Origin of the sequence: Streptomyces sp. VRA16 Mangrove soil (assembly GCF_017377775.1) — a bacterium.
GTDB lineage: Bacteria > Actinomycetota > Actinomycetes > Streptomycetales > Streptomycetaceae > Streptomyces.
Map to the genome: position 1 here is coordinate 53,373 of NZ_JAFVLN010000006.1, position 19,897 is coordinate 73,269.

Consider the following 19,897-nt stretch of genomic DNA (forward strand, 5'->3'; position numbering starts at 1 on the left):
AAGCGCTGCGTGTGCGCGGGAGTGCGACCGGCGTCACGTCGGCGCACTCGTGCGCCGTTCACGTGTGATCGCGACGCCAGTGTTCACCGAGCGCCGGATTCAGGTGATCGAGATACGTCTCCGTGAGGGCGCGGATCGCGTCGACGCTGGCGTCCTCGCCGGCGCCCCACAGGCGTCCGCTCAGGCGCATCACGCCACTGAACGCGGCCACGGCCACGCGTGGGCGCGGATCGCTGTCCACGTCGACGCCCTCACGCTCGGCGATGACGTGCGCGATCTCCTCCTCCAGCTCGATCGAGCGGCGCAGATGTGCGGCGAGCAGCGGGGGAGTCGACTCGATCATCTGGTAGGTCCGCATGTGGAGTTCGACCGGAATGACCTCCTCCACGGAGCGGCTCAGGGCGTCCCAGGTGCCGAGGACGGTGTGCCGCAGGGCCTCGAACGGGCTTTCCTCTGCGGGGCGTTCGCGCAGTGCGGCGACGAAACGGCCCTCCACCATCTCCTGCACCGCGAACGCGGCCTCCTCCTTGTTCGCGAAATAGCGGAAGAAGGTGCGCTGGGAGACCTCGCAGGCCTCGACGATCTCGTCGACCGTCGTCCGGTCGAACCCTTGGGCCGTGAAGAGCTCAAGTGCCGAACGCAGCAGGGCGTTTCGCGTGCGTTGCTTCTTGAGTTCACGCAGGTTGGGTCGGGCGGCCATGGTCCTCTTTCTAGCCGTTTGTGCAGATCAGCATAGTGTGAGCGAAGCGACAGTTACCGACTTGTGAAATGGTTGGTCAACTGTCAGGGGCTGTCACTAGCCTCGAACGCATGACTAGTCAGATCACTGTCGACAAGGCGGACAGGGTTCCGGAGCCCGGCCCCGCCCCGGCATCCGCCAAGGGACTTCGTGGCCACCCTTGGTTGACCCTCTTCTCTGTCGCTATCGGTGTGATGATGGTCGCCCTCGACGGCACCATCGTCGCCATCGCCAACCCGGCCATTCAGAAGGACCTCAGCGCGAGCTTCGCCGATGTCCAGTGGATCACCAACGGCTACTTCCTCGCCCTCGCGGTTACGCTGATCACCGCGGGCAAGCTCGGCGACCGGTTCGGACACCGACAGACCTTCCTCATAGGCGTGGTCGGCTTCGCCGCCGCATCGGGAGCCATCGGCCTGTCCGACAGCATCGCTTTCGTCATCACGTTCCGGGTGTTCCAGGGCCTGTTCGGCGCGCTGCTCATGCCGGCCGCGCTCGGCCTGCTGCGGGCCACGTTCCCGGCCGAGAAGCTCAACATGGCGATCGGCATCTGGGGCATGGTGATCGGCGCCTCGACCGCCGGCGGGCCCATCCTCGGTGGCCTGCTCGTCCAGCACGTCAGCTGGCAGTCGGTCTTCTTCATCAACGTCCCGGTCGGCGTCATCGCGCTCGTCCTCGGGCTCGTCATCCTTCTCGACCACCGTGCGGAGAACGCGCCGCGCTCCTTCGACATCCTCGGCATCGTGCTGCTCTCCGGCGCGATGTTCTGTCTGGTCTGGGCCCTCATCAAGGCGCCGGCCTGGGGTTGGGGCGACGGCAAGACGTGGGCGTTCCTCGCGGCGGCGGTGCTGTGCTTCGTGCTCTTCGCGCTCTGGGAGACCCGGGTCGCGGAGCCCCTCATCCCGCTGGGGCTGTTCCGCTCGGTGCCGCTGTCGGCCGGTGTGGTTTTGATGGTGCTCATGGCCATCGCATTCATGGGCGGGCTGTTCTTCGTCACCTTCTACCTGCAGAACGTGCACGGGATGAGCCCGGTCGACAGCGGCCTGCACCTGCTTCCGCTGACCGGCATGATGATCGTCGCCTCGCCGCTGGCGGGCGCGATGATCACGAAGGTCGGCCCGCGCATCCCGCTCGCGGGCGGCATGGTGTGCACGGCCCTCGCCATGTACGGGATGTCCACGCTGGAGGCGGGCACGGGCAGCGGCATCATGTCCGTCTGGTTCGCCCTGCTCGGCCTCGGCCTGGCACCGGTGATGGTCGGTGCCACGGAGGTCATCGTGGGCAACGCTCCGATGGAGCTGTCCGGTGTCGCCGGCGGACTCCAGCAGGCCGCGATGCAGATCGGCGGCAGCCTCGGCACCGCCGTGCTCGGTGCCGTGATGGCGTCGAAGGTCGACAACGACCTGGCGGGCAACTGGGCCGACGCCAAGCTTCCGCCGCTCACCGCCGGACAACTGGATCAGGCGTCGGAGGCGGTCCAGGTCGGTGTCGCTCCGGTCCCGGACCAGACTCCTGCCGCCATCGCCGCGAAGATCACCGATGTCGCCCACGACACGTTCATCTCCGGCATGAGCCTGGCCTGCCTGGTCGCCGCGGGAGTGGCGGTCGTCGCCATCTTCGTCGCGCTGCTGACCAAGCGGGGCGAGAACGCGGAGGCGGGCGCGGGGGCCGCACACATCTGACGCGTTCGGCTCTGCCGCGTTCAGCCGGGCACGCGGGGGTGAAACCGCCCGTGCGAGGGAAGCCCTCGGGAACTTTCCGAGGGCTTTCGCTTATCCGGGTGACGTCCCTCGACACCCCTTCCCGGAACCGATCCTTCCGGGCCAGAGTGTCAGGCAAGCGATCAGTCGCGAACGCAACTGGTCGATATGACACGGGGGTTGATGCACATGCGTACGTCCATGATGGCCAAGGTGACCACGGTCGCACTCGCCACGATGGCTCTCACACCCGGCCTCGCCACCGCGGCCGCACCGCCGACGCTCGTAAACTGCGCGGCGGGGGAGCTGTGCCTGTGGGCGAAGACCGATTTCAAGGGGGCCCGCCACACCTACGAGCTGTCCGGGACCGACATCGAGAGTTGCGTCGCGCTGCCGGAGGGGAGCAGCGCGGCGTCCCTCGCCAACCGGACCGGCCGGCCCGTCACCACCTACCAGTCCGCGGAGTGCGCGGAGACCGGGGAGTTCCAGACGTACCCCGGCAGCGGTACCTGGGCGCCCGAAGCTCCGTATCGCGTACGGGCGTTCAAGATCTGGGAGAGATGAGGCGGCGCGCCGCGCGGCAGACGTAGACGGCGACAAGCGGGGTACCCGAATCATGGCCCGAGTCCGAACGAACTCAGGGAGTGATGATGGCGGGCTTCGGACACACCACGCGCAAGCGCCCCCGTTCACGTGGCCGTACGTGGTCACGGAGCGGGCCGGATCGCGCGTCGCTCGGAATCATCGGCCTCATCTGCGCGATCGCCGGGTTCTTCGTCCTGCAGATCGTGCTCGGACCGGCCGCCGTCGTCTGCGGCTGGCTGGCCATGGGCCGTCGGTGGACCGGCACCCAGTCGATGCCGGCCCTGGTCGCGGTCGTGCTCGGTGCGATCGACACTCTGCTCGCGATCGTCTGGCTCGCCTCAGGGATCGGAGCCACCGCGGGAGGAATGTTCTGAGCGCGAGCGGATGACCGTTCCGAGCGGTTAACTCCAGGCGGCCCCGGGCGAGTTCCCGGGGCTGTCCATGGCCGCAGGCTCACCCGTGGAGAGGCGCGGTATTCCCGTCTCGTCCGCACCCGTCCCCGCACTCACGCCCACTGCCGCGGGCGCAGCGCCCCTGACGGGCGCCTCCGGCAGACCGGGCATCTCCTTCGCCTCGGACCCGTCAGGATTCCCGGGTCCGTCAGGATTCCCCGACCCGTCAGGGTGCCCGGTCTCGTCCACCTCTCCGGACCCGTCGGGCTCCCCGGACCCGCCCGGTGCCCTCGCCCCGTCCGACTGCCCGGACACGCCTGATGATCCGGGCGTCCCCGAGAGCACTGCCACTTGGGCCCGCAGCGCGCGCACCTCCAGGGTGAGTGCCTCGATGGCCTCCGTCTGACGGCGCTCTTCCGCGTCGTCCTTCTCGAAGCGGGAGATGAACCACGCCGCGATATTGGCGGTGACCACACCGAGCAGCGCGATGCCGGACAGCATCAGACCCACCGCGAGCGCCCGGCCCATTCCGGTCGTGGGCGCGTGATCGCCGTAGCCGACCGTCGTCATGGTGGTGAACGACCACCACACGGCGTCGCCCAACGTCTTGATGTTCCCGTTCGGCGAGTCCCGCTCTACGGAGAGAACCGCCAGTGAGCCGAACATCAGCAGGCCCACCACGGCTCCGGCCACATACGTCGTGAGCCTTATCTGCTCCGCCATCCGGGCCCGCCGGCCGAGCAGGAGCAGCGTCGACACCACGCGCAGCAGCCGCAGGGGCTGTGCGAGAGGGAGCACCACGGCAAGGAGGTCGAGGAGGTGCGAGCGTACGAAGTGCTGACGGTCAGGGGCGAGACCGAGCCGGACGAGGTAGTCGAGGGCGAACGCGCCCCACACCGCCCACTCGACGACCATGCAGACGTGGTTCACCGCGCGCGAGGCGTCCGGCCGGACGATGGGAACCGCGTAGGCCAGGGCGAACGCCAGGGCCAGGGCGAACAGCGGGCGCTGCGTGTGCCGTTCCCATCGGATCTGTGCCGGTTGCTCCTTCATGCGCGCATCGTAGGAAAAGTCGGAGGGCGGCGGGACCACAGGTCCCACCGCCCTCGGACGAGGCGTCGGCCCGGTGAGCCGTCAGGCGTCGCCCCCGGCCGCACCGGGGTCGGCGGCAGTGACGTCGAGGAGCTGGTAGCGGTCGATCGCCTGCTTCAGGACCGAGCGGTCGACCTTGCCCTCGCGGGCCAGTTCGGTGAGCACCGCGACCACGATCGACTGGGCGTCGATGTGGAAGAAGCGGCGCGCGGCGCCCCGGGTGTCGGCGAAGCCGAAGCCGTCCGCGCCCAGCGACTGGTAGGTGCCCGGCACCCAGCGGGAGATCTGGTCCGGCACCGAGCGCATCCAGTCGGAGACCGCGACGAACGGGCCTTCCGCGCCGGACAGCTTCTGCGTGACGTAGGGCGTGCGCTGCTCCTCCTCGGGGTGCAGCAGGTTGTGGCGCTCTACTTCCACTGCCTCGCGGCGCAGTTCGTTCCACGAGGTCGCGGACCACACGTCGGCCCGTACGTTCCACTCCTGGGCGAGGATCTGCTGGGCCTCCAGCGCCCACGGCACTCCGACGCCGGACGCCATGATCTGGGCCGGGATGGTGCCCGAGGAGCCGGCGCTGATGCGGTGGATGCCCTTGAGGATGCCGTCGACGTCGACGTCGGCGGGCTCCGCGGGGTGCTGGATCGGCTCGTTGTAGACGGTGAGGTAGTAGAAGACGTCCTCGCTGTCCGGGCCGTACATCCGGCGCAGACCGTCCTTGACGATGTGCGCGATCTCGTAGGCGTACGCCGGGTCGTAGGCGACACAGCCGGGGTTCGTCGAGGCCAGCAGCTGCGAGTGGCCGTCGGCGTGCTGGAGACCTTCACCGGTCAGGGTCGTGCGTCCCGCGGTCGCTCCGAGGACGAAGCCGCGGGCCAACTGGTCGGCCATCTGCCAGAACTGGTCACCGGTGCGCTGGAAACCGAACATCGAGTAGAAGACGTAGACCGGGATCAGCGGCTCGCCGTGGGTCGCGTAGGCCGAGCCCGCCGCGATCAGGGAGGCGGTGCAGCCGGCCTCGGAGATGCCGTCGTGCAGCATCTGTCCGGTCGGCGACTCCTTGTAGGCGAGCAGGAGTTCGCGGTCCACCGACTCGTACTGCTGGCCGAGCGGGTTGTAGATCTTCGCACTCGGGAAGAAGGAGTCCATGCCGAAGGTGCGGTACTCGTCGGGCGCGATCAGCACGAAGCGCTTGCCGATCTCCTTGTCCCGCATGAGGTCCTTGAGGAGCCGGACGAAGGCCATGGTCGTGGCGATCGACTGCTGACCCGAGCCCTTCTTCACACTCGCGTAGGTCTTGTCCTCGGGGAGCTGAAGGGGCTTCGCGCGCACGACACGGGTCGGGACATAGCCGCCCAGCGCCTTGCGGCGGTCGTGCATGTACTGGATCTCTTCGGAGTCGCGGCCCGGGTGGTAGTACGGCGGGGCGCCGCCCTCGAGCTGGGCGTCCGTGATCGGGATGTGCAGCCGGTCGCGGAAACCCTTCAGGTCGTCGACCGTGAGCTTCTTCATCTGGTGCGTCGCGTTGCGGCCCTCGAAGTTCGGGCCGAGCGTCCAGCCCTTGACCGTCTGCGCCAGGATCACCGTCGGCTGGCCCCGGTGCTCCTTGGCCGCCGTGAACGCCGCGAAGATCTTCTTGTGGTCATGGCCGCCGCGGCCCAGGTGCAGGATCTGGTCGTCGGTCATGTTCTCGACCATCGCGCGCAGGCGGTGGTCGCCGCCGAAGAAATGCTGACGGATGTACGAGCCGGGCTCGGTGGCGTACGTCTGGAACTGGCCGTCGGGCGTGGTGTTCAGCTTGTTGACCAGGACGCCGTCGCGGTCCTGGGCGAGCAGCGGGTCCCAACTCCGGTCCCAGACCAGCTTGATGACGTTCCAGCCGGCGCCGCGGAACTGGGACTCCAGCTCCTGGATGATCTTTCCGTTGCCGCGCACCGGGCCGTCCAGGCGCTGCAGGTTGCAGTTGACGACGAAGGTGAGGTTGTCCAGGCCCTCACGGGCGGCGATGGAGAGCTGGCCGAGGGACTCGGGCTCGTCCATCTCGCCGTCGCCGAGGAAGGCCCACACGCGCGACTTGGAGGTGTCGGCGATGCCGCGGGCCTCCATGTAGCGGTTCATCCGGGCCTGGAAGATGGCGCCCAGCGGGCCGAGGCCCATGGAGACGGTGGGGAACTCCCAGAAGTCCGGCATCAGGCGCGGATGCGGGTACGAGGACAGGCCGTTGGGGGCCTTCGACTTCTCCTGGCGGAACGCGTCGAGCTGGTTCTCGGAGAGCCGGTCCAGGAGATAGGCGCGGGCGTAGATGCCGGGGGAGGCGTGGCCCTGGAAGAAGATCTGGTCGCCGCCGTCGCCCTCGTCCTTGCCGCGGAAGAAGTGGTTGAAGCCGACGTCGTACAGCGAGGCGGAGGAGGCGAAGGTCGCGATGTGGCCGCCGACGCCGATGCCGGGGCGCTGGGCGCGGGACACCATCACCGCGGCGTTCCACCGCGTCGCGTTGAGGACCTTGCGCTCGATCTCCTCGTTGCCGGGGAAGAACGGTTCGTCCTTGGTGGCGATCGTGTTGATGTAGTCGGTGCTGCGCATCTCGGGCACGGCCACGCGCTTCTCGCGGGCGCGCTCGATCAACCGGAGCATCAGATAGCGGGCCCGCTCGCGGCCGCGCTCGTCGACCGCCGCGTCAAGGGAGTCGAGCCACTCCTGAGTCTCTTCGGGATCGAAGTCCGGGACCTGGCTGGGGAGACCGCCAATGATGATCGGGTTGCGATCGGATCCGGAAGCCACGCTTTTCCCTCACTGTCGGTGATGCCGCTGTTGCACTGTCGGTTACGCCGTTGTCCATCGTGTACCGCGGAATCGGAATCGTCATCTCTACCGAGAGGTAATCCGGATTCCGTTCGACGCCGAGGGGCGGGTGCTCACAAATCGCAACGATACGCGCATGTCGTTCAGGTGTTCCGTGGGGCCGTTCGGCCCTGATCACGCTCGGTGTCCGGGCAGTGCGGGCAAACCCGGCAGATCGCTGTGGCATACATCACTGACCTGGGGGGATCCTTGACAGGAGTTGCGGTGACACCGCCGGGAACGTCACCGTTTCGGCGGTCTCGGCGGCCGGGTACTTGCGCGATCCGTCGCGCACGTGTGGACTACGGCCAACGCTTCGCGTGCGCGCGAGGCTGCAGACAACTTCGTAAACATGATCAGGAGGCAATCCGTGAGCGCGACCGCGGACCACGCGGAGACGAACCTTGCCGTGAGGCTCGGTTTCCAGCCCGACCAGGTGGTCCAGGAGATCGGCTACGACGACGACGTCGATCAGGAGCTCCGCGAGGACATCGAGGCGACCATCGGCTCCGAGCTCGTCGATGAGGAGTACGACGACGTGGCTGACGCCGTGGTGCTCTGGTTCCGTGAAGACGACGGGGACCTTACTGATGCGTTGGTGGATGCCATCGCGTACATGGAGGACGGCGGGTCCATCCTGCTGCTGACGCCGAAGACCGGCCGTGACGGGTACGTCGAGCCGAGCGAGATCGGTGAGGCCGCCACCACCGCCGGACTCTCCGCGAGCAAGAGCATCAGTGCGGGCAAGGACTGGACCGGCAGCCGTCTTGCCACGCCGAAGGCGGCCGCCAAGAAGCGGTAGCCGTAGCTGTCCCGGCGGAACGGGATATTCAGAGTCATTGGCCCCCGCGGGCGTGCTTCGGCGCGCCCGCGGGGGCCTTGCTGTGGGCTGCCGGGGGCTGCGAGGAGCCGGCACGGGGCGCACCCTGCCGCCTTCGGCGGCGGATCGCCCGAGGCCGTGGCGGCGGTCGGGGCGGGTCCGCAGGTGAGGTGTCGCTGGTGGGAACTAGGCTGAAGCCACCCGAACAGCCCCATCGAAGGGAAGCTTCACCATGGCGATCGAGGTCGGCACCAAGGCTCCGGAGTTCGAGCTGAAGAACCAGCACGGCGAGACCGTGAAGCTCTCGGACTTCCGCGGCGAGAAGAACGTGGTGCTGCTCTTCTACCCGTTCGCGTTCACCGGCGTGTGCACCGGCGAGCTCTGCGCCCTGCGCGACGAGCTGCCGAAGTTCGTCAACGACGACGTGCAGCTGCTCGCGGTGTCGAACGACTCCCCCTTCTCCCTGCGCGTGTTCGCGGAGCAGGAGGGCCTGGAGTACCCGCTGCTGAGCGACTTCTGGCCGCACGGCGAGGCCTCGCGCGCGTACGGCGTCTTCGACGACGAGAAGGGGTGCGCGGTGCGCGGCACCTTCATCATCGACAAGGAGGGCATCGTCCGCTGGACCGTCGTGAACGGCCTGCCGGACGCCCGCGACCTGAACGAGTACGTCAAGGCGATCGACAGCCTCTAGGGCTTGCCGGTAAAGAAGCCTCTACAGGGCGACACCCTGTAGGAAGCCTCGCCGGGGGCGGGAACCCGTCACTAGGATCCAGACGTTGATCCGATGCCAGACGTACTACGGGGCTCCCCGCCCCTATGACCACAGGGAGGACTCGTGGGAGTCAGCCTCAGCAAGGGCGGCAACGTATCGCTGAGCAAGGAGGCCCCGGGCCTCACGGCGGTCGTCGTGGGCCTCGGTTGGGATGTCCGCACCACCACAGGTACGGATTTCGACCTCGATGCCAGTGCGATTCTGACGAGCGCCGAGGGCAAGGTCCGCAACGACCAGGACTTCGTGTTCTTCAACAACCTGAAGAGCGCGGACGGCTCGGTCGAGCACACCGGTGACAACCTCACGGGTGAGGGCGAGGGTGACGACGAGCAGATCAAGGTCGACCTGGCCTCGGTCCCGGCCGACGTCGACAAGATCGTCTTCCCGGTCTCGATCTACGACGCCGAGAACCGTCAGCAGTCGTTCGGCCAGGTGCGCAACGCGTTCATTCGCGTGGTGAACCAGGCGGGCGGCGCGGAGATCGCCCGTTACGACCTCTCCGAGGACGCTTCGACGGAGACCGCCATGGTCTTCGGCGAGCTCTACCGGCACGGCGCCGAGTGGAAGTTCCGCGCCATCGGCCAGGGCTACGCGTCGGGCCTGCGCGGCATCGCGCAGGACTTCGGCGTCAACGTCTGAGTCGGTGGTCAGCGCCTGGGACGGCCATGTCTGAGACGGCGATGCCCGAGGCATCAATCTCTGAGACGTCAACGTCCGACGCGTAGCGCACCTTCACGCACATCCGTCCGGCGTCGCACTCTCGCAGTGCGGCGCCGGACGCGCTAGAAACGCGCTGGGAACGCGCTGGACACCAGCAACACCAGCAAAGCCTTACAACTCGGGGAGGACCACCAACATGGGCGTCACGCTCGCCAAGGGAGGCAATGTCTCCCTCTCCAAGGCCGCACCGAACCTCACGCAGGTCCTGGTCGGGCTCGGTTGGGATGCACGCTCCACCACCGGAGCCGACTTCGACCTGGACGCCAGCGCGCTGCTGTGCAGCGGCGGCCGGGTGATGGGCGACGAGTGGTTCATCTTCTACAACCAGCTCACGAGCCCCGACGGCTCCGTCGAGCACACCGGCGACAACCTCACGGGTGAGGGCGAGGGTGACGACGAGTCGATCATCATCGATCTCGCCAAGGTCCCGGCCGCCTGCGACAAGATCATTTTCCCGGTCTCGATCCACGACGCGGACAACAGGGGCCAGACCTTCGGACAGGTCAGCAACGCGTTCATTCGCGTCGTCAACCAGGCCGACGGTCAGGAGCTCGCCCGCTACGACCTGTCCGAGGACGCCTCCACCGAGACCGCGATGATCTTCGGCGAGGTGTACCGCTACGGAGGCGAGTGGAAGTTCCGTGCAGTGGGCCAGGGGTACGCGTCCGGGCTCCGGGGCATCGCTCTAGACTTCGGAGTCAATGTTTCGTAAAGCCGTGCGCGGAGCGGGGGAGCCCCGTACAACCAGCACGGGGAAACCCGTACACACGATGGGGTAGCCAGTGGTTCTGAAAACCTTCGGCTGGTCGTTCGCGATCACCGTGCTCGGTTTGATCGCGGCGTTCTTCTACGACGGCTGGACCGCGTTCGGGGTGGTCGCGATTCTCGCGATCATGGAGATCTCGCTGTCGTTCGACAACGCGGTGGTCAACGCCGGAATCCTGAAGAAGATGAGTGCCTTCTGGCAGAAGATCTTCCTCACGGTCGGTGTGCTGATCGCGGTCTTCGGTATGCGGCTCGTCTTCCCGGTCGTGATCGTCGCGATCAGCGCCAAGATGGGCCCGGTCGAGGCCGTCGACCTGGCGTTCAACCAGCCGGACCGCTACCAGCAGCTGGTCACGGACGCCCACCCGTCCATCGCGGCCTTCGGTGGCATGTTCCTGCTGATGATCTTCCTCGACTTCATCTTCGAGGAGCGGGACATCCAGTGGCTGCGCTGGATCGAGCGGCCGCTGGCCAAGCTCGGCAAGGTCGACATGCTCTCGGTCTGCATCGCGCTGATCGTGCTGCTGGTCGCCTCCCTGACCTTCGCGGTCAACGCGCACCAGCACGGCGGCGCCCACGTCGACAAGCAGGCGACCGTGCTCCTGGCGGGCGTCGCGGGTCTGATCACGTACCTCGTCGTCGGCGGTCTGTCCGGCTTCTTCGAGAACCGACTTGAGGAAGAGGAGGAGCGCGAGCACGAGGAGGAGGAGCGGGCCAAGCGCGAGGGCAAGGAGAAGTCGGCGGTCGTGCTCGCCGGCAAGGCCGCGTTCTTCATGTTCCTCTACCTGGAGGTCCTGGACGCCTCGTTCTCCTTCGACGGCGTGATCGGTGCCTTCGCGATCACGAACGACATCGTGATGATGGCGCTCGGCCTCGGCATCGGCGCCATGTACGTCCGTTCGCTCACGGTCTACCTGGTCCGCCAGGGCACCCTCGACGACTACGTGTACCTGGAGCACGGCGCGCACTACGCGATCGGCGCTCTGGCCGTGATCCTGCTGGTCACCATCCAGTACGAGATCAACGAGATCATCACCGGTCTCGTCGGCGTCGTCCTGATCGGCTGGTCGTTCTTCTCCTCCGTCCGCCGCAACAAGAAGCTCGCGGACGCGGAGGGAAACGCGGGGAGCCCGGACAAGGCTGAAGTGTCGTCCGGGGTTTGACCCCGGGGTCATTACTGGAACGCTCTGAGCGGGGCGGTCGCACGAGGACGGGTCCTCAGCGGCCGCCCCGTCGGCGCGTACAGGGACGTACGCGTACGAAGCAGTAACAGGCAGCAGGCGGCGGGGCAGCACGTACACGCATGGGGGCGGTATGTCCTTCTGGGACAAGCTATGGCGGGGCAACTCCGCGCAGTTCGAGTTCGATTCGGGCAGCGCGGCGACCAACAGCATCGAACTCACCAAGCGCCACCCGGTCGTCTCGCTGTCCAAACAGGGCGCGGCCACCGGCAATCTGCGCGTCAACCTGTCCTGGCGGATGCGGACCTCGGACATCGGCGGGCCGGAGCGGAACAGTCTGCTGCGGCACCCGTTCAGCATGTTCAAGCCCGATGTCGTGCAGGCGCACACCCAGTCGATGGTCAATGTCGACCTGGACCTGGGCTGTCTGTACGAACTGACCAGCGGTGACAAGGGTGTCGTCCAGCCGCTCGGCAGCTTCTTCGGGTCGCTGAACACACCGCCGTACGTGAAGCTCAGCGGCGACGACCGGTTCGGCTCGGCGTCCGGTGAGACCATCTACGTCAATCTCGATCACCGGGACTCCATCAAGCGGCTGCTCGTCTTCGTCTACATCTACGACCAGACACCGGCCTTCGACCGCACGCACGCGATCGTGACGCTGTACCCGAGCAACGGCCCACGGATCGAGATCAGCCTCGACGAACGGCACCCGCAGGCCCGCTCCTGCGCCGTCGTCTCCGTCGAGAACGTCAAGGGCGACCTCGTGGTGCGGCGCGAGGTCAAGTTCGTGTACGGGTTCCAGTCGGAGCTGGACCGGTTGTACGGCTGGGGCCTGCAGTGGGGCCGCGGCTACAAGTCCAGCGTGCGGTGAGCCGACGGGCCCACCGGATCACCTGCCGATGAACTGCGGCCCCTGCGGCGGAAGCCGGAAGGACGGATCGGGATACGCCGGGGCCGCCACCGGCTGCGGATAGCCGTAGGCGGGCTGGTGCTGCGGGGCCGGCTGCGTCGTGGGCTGCGGCGGGTACCCGTACGCCGGAGGCTGCTGCGGAGGCGGCAGCGGGAACGAGGCGGGCGCGGCCTGCTGCGCCCGCTGTGGAGCCGGTACGGGGGCCGTGGGCGCCGCTGCGGAGGCCGGAGCGGGCTCGCTGGACTCGTCGACCGAGATGCCGAAGTCGGTGGCGAGCCCCACCAGCCCGTTCGAGTACCCCTCGCCGACCGCGCGCAGCCGCCAGCCGTCCCCGCGCCGGTACAGCTCGCCGCAGATCAGCGCGGTCTCGGCGCCGGTCTCCGGCTTGATGTCGAAGTGCGCGAGCGGTTCGCCGCCCTCGGACGCGGCGTCGTAGACGAACATGCGCAGCGCCTGGACGTGCTTGAACTCGACGTCGTCCGCGGAGGCCACGAGCAGCACCCGGCCGATCTCCGGCGTGATGCCCGAGAGATCCGCCTGGACCGTGTCGGTCAGGCCCTCGGCCACCCGTTTCTTGCCGAGCCGCCAGACCTTGCCCGACGGATGCCGGGGCTGGTTGTAGAAGACGAAGTCCTCGTCCGAGCGGACCCGGCCGTCCGGGCCGAGCAGGAGCGCGGAGGCGTCCACGTCCGGCACGCCCTGCCCCGGGGACCAGCGGAGCACGGCGCGCACCGCCGTGGCGTCGAGCGGGACGTTCGCCCCCTTGAGCATCGCGTGCGTCATGTCGTCATCCTGCCTTCCCGATCCCTGCCGGGACAACGCGGGGTGCCATGATCCGCAGCCGTTCCGAAGGCCGTCCGGCGTCCGGAAGAGTCCCTTCGCCATGCACGAGTTACCAGAATTTCATTGCAGACGGGAACCCTTGACACAGCTTTGTACGTACTATTACCGGCCACTCAGCGCCGGACGGACCGGTCGCCCACGCCATTCTCGGGGGAGTCTCATGCGTCATTTCGGGCATCTTGCCCCTGCGGTGCGAGCGCGCCTGTTCCACCGGGAGCCGCAGCGCTTCACCGCGGACTCCGCGCCGCGCATGCTCTCGGCGGCACTCGGTGCCACGCTCTACAGCCCGGCCACCCGCCCGCACCTCGCCGACGACGTCCTCAAGCAGGCCGGGCGCGGCGTCGTCTCCATGGTGCTGTGCCTGGAGGACTCGATCGACGACGCCGAGGTGAGCGGCGCGGAGGACAACCTCGTCCGGCAGTTCGCGCGGCTCGCGCAGCGCGCCGGGGCCGAGCCGCCGCTGCTGTTCATCCGGGTCCGCACCCCGGGGCAGATCACCGATCTCGTCCGCCGCCTCGGCCCGGACGTGGCGCTGCTGTCCGGATTCGTACTGCCGAAGTTCACCGAGGAGCGGGGTGTTCCGTTCCTGGAGGCGCTGACCGCCGCCGAGACGGCGTCCGGGCGTCGACTTTTCGCCATGCCGGTCCTGGAGTCACCTGAGCTCCTGCACCTGGAGACACGCACCGAGACGCTCGACGGGATCTCCCGCACCGTCGACAAGTACCGCGACCGCGTCCTCGCGCTCCGCCTCGGCGTCACCGACTTCTGCTCCGCGTACGGGCTGCGCCGGCCGCCCGACATGACGGCGTACGACGTGCAGATCGTGGCCTCCGTCATCGCCGACGTCGTCAACCGCCTGGGCCGGGCCGACGGCACCGGCTTCACGGTGACCGGGCCGGTCTGGGAGTACTTCCGCCACCAGGAGCGCATGTTCAAGCCGCAGCTGCGCCGCAGCCCCTTCCTGGAGGAGGGCGCGGAGCCGCTGCGCGAGGCGCTCATCGAGCACGACATGGACGGGCTGCTGCGCGAGATCGCCCTGGACCGGGCCAACGGGCTGCTCGGCAAGACCTGCATCCACCCCTCGCACGTGCTGCCCGTGCACGCGCTGTCCGTGGTCAGCCACGAGGAGTACGGCGACGCGCAGGACATCCTGCGCCCCGAGCGGGGCGGCGGCGGGGTCCTCAGATCCGCGTACACGAACAAGATGAACGAGGTGAAGCCGCACCGCGCCTGGGCCGAGCGGACGCTGCAGCGCGCGGAGGCGTTCGGGGTGGCCCGGGAGGATGTCGGCTTCGTGGAGCTGCTGACGGCGGGGCTGCCTGCATGACCGAGGCAACCGAAACAACCAAGGCAACCGAAACAACCGAGGCAACCGAGGCAAGGGATACGAGCGACGTGGTGTGGTCGGGTACGTGGGTCGCCGAGCGGCTGGGTGTCGAGCTGGACGGTGATGCGGAGCTGACCGGGCTGCTGGGACTCGCCCTGCGGCGCAACCCCAAGCGCGCGCACCTCCTGGTGTCGAACGTGCTGGGCAAGCACGTGCCGCAGCGTCCCTCGGTGGTGTGGCGCGCGGGGCACGAACTGGGCGTACGGGTCCGTGAGCTGCTCGGCGACGAGGCGGCACGCACATCCGTCGTGCTCGGCTACGCGGAGACCGCGACGGGCCTGGGCCACTCGGTCGCCGACGGCCTGGCGCTCGCCCCGTATCTGCACTCCACGCGCCGCCCCGTCGAAGGCGTGGCCCGCGCCGGCGGCTTCGAGGAGTCCCACTCGCACGCCACCTCGCACCTGCTGCTGCCCGAGGACCCCGAACTGCTCGTGGGCGACGGCCCGCTGGTCCTCGTCGACGACGAGTTCTCGACGGGGAACACGGTGCTGAACACGATCCGGGCGCTGCACGAACTGCACGCGCGCGAGCGGTACGTGATCGTCGCCCTCGTCGACATGCGCTCGCCCGGCGACCAGGGCCGGCTCGACGCGTTCGCGCGCGAGATCGGCGCGCGCGTGGACCTGGTGGTGTCCGCGCGCGGGTCCGTACGGCTGCCGGACGGCGTCCTGGAGAAGGGCCAGGCGCTGGTCGCCGAGCACGAGCGGACCGGCCGCGCGAGCGCCGTGCCGCGACCGCGCCGCGCGGACGGCGAGCGCGGCGAGATCGTCCGCGTGTCCGGGCTCGGCTGGCCGACGGGGGTGCCCGACGGCGGCCGGCACGGGTTCCGGCCCGAGCACCGGGAGCGGTTCGAGACGGCTCTGCCCGACATGGGCGAGCGGCTGGCCCGGCACGTCCACGGCCGCGTACTGGTCCTCGGCAACGAGGAGCTGATGTACGCGCCGCTGCGCCTCGCCACCACGCTGGAGTCGGCGGGCGTGGACGTCTCGTACTCCACCACGACCCGTTCCCCGGTCCTCGCCGTCGACGATCCGGGGTACGCGATACGCACCCGCCTCGTCTTCCCCGCCCACGACGACCCGGCCGACGGGCCGGGCGAGCGGTACGCGTACAACGTGGCGGGGGGCGGCTTCGACACCGTCGTCGTCGTGCTCGACTCGGCCGGTGACACGGCCGAACTGGTCGCGCCCGGAGGGTTGTTGGAGCGCGTCGCCGAGCACGCCGCGCGGGTCGTGGTCGTGGTTGTCCCCTCGTACGTGCCCGGTGCCGCGGCGCCCGGCGCCCCGGAAAGGTCCGTCATGTCGTTGCCCGAGCCGCTGCGCGGCCCCGCCTTCTCCTCGTACGCGCCCGACGAGGTCGGCTGGCTGCTCCAGGACCTGTCCGGCGTACGCCTCGAAGCGCCCACCGAGGAGCGCGAGGAGGCCATCCAGAGCGGCGGTGCGCACTACGCGGAGTCGCTGCCCGTCGAGTACCAGCCCAGCGCGCAGTACCAGGACCTCTTCCACGCGGCGCTCGACGCGTCGGCCGGGCGGATCGCGCGGGCGGTGGGCGTGGTCACGGAGACGGTGCTCGCCGAGCGCGCCCCGCGCCGCCCGGTCCTGGTCTCGCTCGCGCGGGCCGGTACGCCCGTCGGCGTGCTGATGCGCCGCTGGGCGCTCGCCCGCCACGGCGTGGAGCTCCCGCACTACGCGGTGTCGATCGTGCGCGGCCGTGGCATCGACGCGAACGCGCTGCGCTGGCTGGCCGGCCACCACGACCCGCGGGACGTGGTGTTCGTCGACGGCTGGACCGGCAAGGGCGCCATCACCCGCGAACTCGCCACCGCGATACGGGAGTTCGAGAAGGGCGGCGGGCCGCGCGGCTTCGACCCGGAGATCGCGGTGCTCGCCGACCCCGGCTCGTGCGTGCGCACGTACGGCACCCGGGAGGACTTCCTCATACCCTCCGCCTGCCTCAACTCGACGGTGTCCGGACTGATTTCGCGCACGGTGCTCCGCGCCGACCTGGTCGGTCCCGACGACTTCCACGGCGCCAAGTTCTATGCGGAGCTGGCCGGTTCGGACGTCTCGGTGCGGTTCCTCGACGCGGTGCAGGCGCGGTTCGACGAGGTCGGCGACGCGGTGGACGCCGACGTCAAGGAGCTGCTCGGCGCCGACCGCACGCCGACCTGGGAGGGCTGGGCCGCCGTCGAGCGGATCAGCGAGGAGTACGGCATCCACGACGTGAACCTTGTCAAGCCCGGGGTCGGCGAGACGACACGCGTGCTGCTGCGGCGCGTGCCGTGGAAGATCCTCGCGCGGGCGGACGCCGGGGCCGACCTGGACCATGTGCGGCTCCTCGCGGAGCAGCGCGGGGTGCCGGTGGAGGTGGTGGGCGAACTGCCGTACACGTGCGTGGGGTTGATCCATCCACGGTTCACCCGCGGGGCCACGGGCGCCGACGGCAAGGCGGTCGCCCAGTGAGCCCGACGGTGGTCGCCAGCGATCTCGACCGTACGTTGATCTACTCGGCCGGGGCGCTCGGGCTGACGATGCCCGACGCCGAGGCGCCGCGGCTGCTGTGCGTCGAGATGTACCAGGGCAAGCCCCTGTCGTACGTCACTGAGGACGCGGCCGGGCTGCTGGCCGAGCTCGGGCGGCGGGCGGTGTTCGTACCGACGACGACGCGGACGCGGGAGCAGTACGGGCGGGTGCGGTTGCCCGGGCCCGCGCCGCAGTACGCGATCTGTGCCAACGGAGGGCATCTGCTGGTCGACGGGGTGTCCGATCCCGAGTGGCGGCGCGGGGTCGAGGCGCGGATCGAGGCCGAGTGCGCGCCGCTCGGGGAGGTGCGGGAGCGGATGATCGCCGCCGCGGATCCGGAGTGGCTGCTGAAGGAGCGGGTCGCCGAGGACCTGTTCGCCTACCTCGTGGTCGACCGGGGTCTGCTGCCCGAAGGGTGGGTCAAGGAGCTCTCGGAGTGGGCCGCGGGGGTCGGGTGGGGGGTTTCGTTGCAGGGGCGGAAGGTGTACGCCGTGCCGAAGCCGTTGACCAAGGGGGCGGCGGCTCGGGAGGTTGCTCGGCGGGTCGGGGCGGCGGCGGTGTTCGGGGCCGGGGATTCGTTGCTGGATGCGGATCTTTTGGTGGCTGTGGATCGGGGGTGGCGGCCTGGGCATGGGGAGTTGGCCGATGTGGGGTGGGTCGGTGACGGGGTGACCGTGCTCGGGGAGCGGGGGGTTCTGGCGGGAGAGGCTGTGTTGCGGGGGTTTCTCGGGGCGCTCTGAGGGGGCCTTTGGCGGGGCCAGGCAGGGCCGGGCGGGGCCGTGGTGCTCGGGCCGGGGCCGTGGGCCTGGGCCTGCGGGAGCGCCTGCCCGGCGCTGGGGTGCCGCCTTGCCCACCCTGCCGCCCTTGGCGGCAGATTGCCCAAGGCGGGTGGGGGCGGGTGGCGGATTGCCCAAGGCGGGTGGGAGCGGGCGGCGGATTGGGGAAGGCGGGCCGTGGCGGGTGGTGGATTGCCCGAGGTGGGGCGGGGAGGTTCAGCTGCAGCAGCCGCCTCCGCAGCAGCCGCCGGATCCACCGGAAGGCGGGGCGGGGGAAGGGGACTTGCCGCCGGTGGAGACCGCTACCGTCGACAGGAGTTTGACCGTGTCGGGGTGGCCCGACGGGCAGGTCGCCGGGGCCGAGGACTCGGACATCGGGCGGGAGAGTTCGAAGGTGTCGCCGCAGGCGCGGCAGCGGTATTCGTAGCGAGGCATGACCTCAGATTACGGGTCGGGGATCGTCACGGAGCGAGAGGTCCAACAGGTCCAGCATCGCCGTGTACGCCCCGTCGGGGTCCTGGCCGCGGACCCGGTCGGCGACTTCGGTGTGGGCCGGCACCGGATGGTGGTGCGGGCCCGCGTGCACGACCTGGGCGCGGGCGGACAGCGCCGGACCGATCACCCGGGGCAACTGGGCGTAGAAACGGTTGCCGGAGGCGGTCAGCAGCGCCGTGTGGAAATCGGCGTCGGCGCGCGCGGCCCGCGCCGGATCGCCCTGCGCGGAACGCTCCGCGTGGGCCATCGCCGCCAACGCCGCGTCGAGGGCGGCGAGATCGGCGGTCGTGCGGTGCTGCGCGGCCAGCGCGGCGGCCGACGGCTCGACGGAACGGCGCAGCTCGTGCAGATCCTCGTAGAGGACCGGTGGCGTCCGTTCTGTCCGGTCTGTCCGGTCCATCCGGTCCGTTCGGTCCGTTCGGTCCGTCCGGTCCGTGGGCACCGGGGACAGAGTCCAGCGCAGCACGTCGGGGTCGAGCAGGTTCCATGCGGAGCGCGGGCGGATCCGGCCCGACCCGTCCAGCACGTCCTTCGCCACGAGGGCCCGCAGCGCCTCCCGCAGAACCGGCTCGGGAAGCTTCAACTGGGCGGCCAGGCCCGGCAGTTCGGGTGCCGAGTCGGCCGCGTAGCGGCCGTCGGCGATGGCGTGTGCCACGGACTCCACCGCGGTGCGGTGCGTGTCGAGCCCGGCCCACGGCACAGGCACCGACGGTGAGCTGGTCATGCGGAGAAATCTCGCACGCCCGGCTGTGAGAGATCAATCGGCGTGCGGCCGCCGGATCACCCGGCGCCCGGATGACGGGCCTTCCAGTACGGGTTGTCGTGCGGCAGGCCGCCGCTGACCCGCCCGTACATGCCGAAGAACATCAGCAGCACTCCGACCACGAAGCTGAACAGGACGTTCTGGATGCGGAAGGCGAGGAAGTTGTAGCGGCTGTCGAGCAGTGCCAGGTTCACGAAGCCGCTGAGGATGAACAGGACACCGAGCGTCATGTTCACCGTCGACGCCACCGCGCCGCCGGCCAGCATGCCGGCGATGAGCAGCACGCCGACGCAGACGGACAGGAAACTGAGCGCGCCGTTCGTGTTCAGGCCCGCGACCGTGTCACCGCGGGTGTCGAAGAAGCCGATCTTGTCGATGAACCCGAGGATGCCGAAGACCAGCAGTACCAGCCCCATCAGGCCGGCGCCGACCCGGTACACCATGCTGAGGCGGTGATCGACGGGCGTCTGCTCGTCGAGCTGGACGCGGTGCCAGGATCCCGGGTGGAGTACGTGCGTGGCCATGATCGCCTCGCCTCCCAGCCCCCCAAGTACAGAGATACGTACTTACAGGGTCCGCCCGGCGCGGGCACAGTGC

The 19,897-nt window shown here is 69.2% G+C and carries 18 protein-coding genes and 1 pseudogene; 12 read left to right on the forward strand and 7 right to left on the reverse strand.

The genetic code is table 11. The features are described from left to right. Positions 1–58: 58 nt before the first annotated feature. Positions 59–700, reverse strand: a complete 642-nt coding sequence (locus tag J3486_RS17725) for a TetR/AcrR family transcriptional regulator (protein WP_207821327.1) — start codon at positions 698–700, stop codon at positions 59–61. Positions 701–810: 110 nt separating this feature from the next. Here J3486_RS17725 and J3486_RS17730 point away from each other — a divergent pair, with 110 nt between their 5' ends. The 3 genes from J3486_RS17730 (at position 811) to J3486_RS17740 (ending at position 3,398) form a co-directional block, all read left to right on the forward strand. Further along, a complete protein-coding gene (locus tag J3486_RS17730) occupies positions 811–2,421 on the forward strand; it encodes an MFS transporter (protein ID WP_207821328.1) in 1,611 nt (536 codons plus the stop codon). A 207-nt stretch (positions 2,422–2,628) separates the two neighbouring features. Then, a complete protein-coding gene (locus J3486_RS17735) occupies positions 2,629–3,003 on the forward strand; it encodes a peptidase inhibitor family I36 protein (protein WP_207821329.1) in 375 nt (124 codons plus the stop codon). A gap of 83 nt (positions 3,004–3,086) precedes the next feature. Beyond that, positions 3,087–3,398 (forward strand): small hydrophobic protein, encoded by a 312-nt coding sequence (locus tag J3486_RS17740; protein WP_207821330.1) that lies wholly within the window; start codon positions 3,087–3,089, stop codon positions 3,396–3,398. 348 nt (positions 3,399–3,746) lie between these two features. On the opposite strand, the pseudogene J3486_RS17745 reads toward J3486_RS17740, so the two are convergent. Together J3486_RS17745 and aceE are read right to left on the reverse strand one after the other, a co-directional pair. Continuing rightward, positions 3,747–4,469, reverse strand: a pseudogene (locus J3486_RS17745) (potassium channel family protein); the annotation flags it as partial. Positions 4,470–4,550: 81 nt separating this feature from the next. Then, positions 4,551–7,283, reverse strand: a complete 2,733-nt coding sequence (gene aceE, locus J3486_RS17750; RefSeq protein ID WP_207821331.1) for a pyruvate dehydrogenase (acetyl-transferring), homodimeric type — start codon at positions 7,281–7,283, stop codon at positions 4,551–4,553. Positions 7,284–7,713: 430 nt separating this feature from the next. Here aceE and J3486_RS17755 point away from each other — a divergent pair, with 430 nt between their 5' ends. From J3486_RS17755 to J3486_RS17780, 6 genes are all read left to right on the forward strand, one after another. Beyond that, positions 7,714–8,145 (forward strand): DUF3052 domain-containing protein, encoded by a 432-nt coding sequence (locus J3486_RS17755; RefSeq protein WP_207821332.1) that lies wholly within the window; start codon positions 7,714–7,716, stop codon positions 8,143–8,145. 250 nt (positions 8,146–8,395) lie between these two features. Further along, positions 8,396–8,854, forward strand: a complete 459-nt coding sequence (locus J3486_RS17760; protein ID WP_207821333.1) for a peroxiredoxin — start codon at positions 8,396–8,398, stop codon at positions 8,852–8,854. Between the two features lie 144 nt (positions 8,855–8,998). Further along, the gene (locus J3486_RS17765; protein WP_207821334.1) at positions 8,999–9,574 is read left to right on the forward strand and encodes a TerD family protein; all 576 of its coding nucleotides are present in this window, start codon (positions 8,999–9,001) and stop codon (positions 9,572–9,574) included. A 217-nt stretch (positions 9,575–9,791) separates the two neighbouring features. Next, positions 9,792–10,367: a TerD family protein gene (locus tag J3486_RS17770; protein ID WP_207821335.1), complete on the forward strand. Its 576-nt coding sequence runs from the start codon at positions 9,792–9,794 to the stop codon at positions 10,365–10,367. Positions 10,368–10,437: 70 nt separating this feature from the next. Continuing rightward, the gene (locus J3486_RS17775; protein WP_207821336.1) at positions 10,438–11,583 is read left to right on the forward strand and encodes a DUF475 domain-containing protein; all 1,146 of its coding nucleotides are present in this window, start codon (positions 10,438–10,440) and stop codon (positions 11,581–11,583) included. Between the two features lie 151 nt (positions 11,584–11,734). After that, entirely contained in the window at positions 11,735–12,475 is a 741-nt protein-coding gene (locus tag J3486_RS17780; protein ID WP_207821337.1) for a Tellurium resistance, read from the forward strand. 18 nt (positions 12,476–12,493) lie between these two features. Here J3486_RS17780 and J3486_RS17785 read toward each other — a convergent pair whose 3' ends face one another. Beyond that, positions 12,494–13,297: a TerD family protein gene (locus J3486_RS17785; protein WP_207821338.1), complete on the reverse strand. Its 804-nt coding sequence runs from the start codon at positions 13,295–13,297 to the stop codon at positions 12,494–12,496. 220 nt (positions 13,298–13,517) lie between these two features. Between J3486_RS17785 and J3486_RS17790 the strand changes: the two genes are divergently transcribed. The 3 genes from J3486_RS17790 to J3486_RS17800 all read left to right on the forward strand — a co-directional run bounded on the left by J3486_RS17790 (position 13,518) and on the right by J3486_RS17800 (position 18,006). Continuing rightward, positions 13,518–14,684, forward strand: a complete 1,167-nt coding sequence (locus J3486_RS17790) for an HpcH/HpaI aldolase/citrate lyase family protein (RefSeq protein WP_207821339.1) — start codon at positions 13,518–13,520, stop codon at positions 14,682–14,684. Between the two features lie 68 nt (positions 14,685–14,752). Continuing rightward, positions 14,753–17,206, forward strand: coding sequence for a phosphoribosyltransferase (locus J3486_RS17795; RefSeq protein WP_207821340.1), 2,454 nt, complete (start codon positions 14,753–14,755; stop codon positions 17,204–17,206). Next, complete coding sequence (locus tag J3486_RS17800; RefSeq protein WP_307804853.1) at positions 17,203–18,006, forward strand: HAD family hydrolase; 804 nt, start codon at positions 17,203–17,205, stop codon at positions 18,004–18,006. The genes J3486_RS17795 and J3486_RS17800 overlap by 4 nt, the downstream gene beginning before the upstream one ends. 252 nt (positions 18,007–18,258) lie before the next feature. Here J3486_RS17800 and J3486_RS17805 read toward each other — a convergent pair whose 3' ends face one another. Genes J3486_RS17805 through J3486_RS17815 form a run of 3 tightly spaced genes read right to left on the reverse strand, consistent with a single transcriptional unit; the run spans position 18,259 to position 19,824 of the window. Beyond that, a complete protein-coding gene (locus J3486_RS17805; protein WP_207821341.1) occupies positions 18,259–18,477 on the reverse strand; it encodes a zinc ribbon domain-containing protein in 219 nt (72 codons plus the stop codon). 4 nt (positions 18,478–18,481) lie between these two features. Further along, the gene (locus J3486_RS17810; protein WP_207821342.1) at positions 18,482–19,261 is read right to left on the reverse strand and encodes a FadR/GntR family transcriptional regulator; all 780 of its coding nucleotides are present in this window, start codon (positions 19,259–19,261) and stop codon (positions 18,482–18,484) included. A 56-nt stretch (positions 19,262–19,317) separates the two neighbouring features. Further along, positions 19,318–19,824: a DUF4383 domain-containing protein gene (locus J3486_RS17815; RefSeq protein WP_207821343.1), complete on the reverse strand. Its 507-nt coding sequence runs from the start codon at positions 19,822–19,824 to the stop codon at positions 19,318–19,320. Between the last annotated feature and the right edge of the window lie 73 nt (positions 19,825–19,897).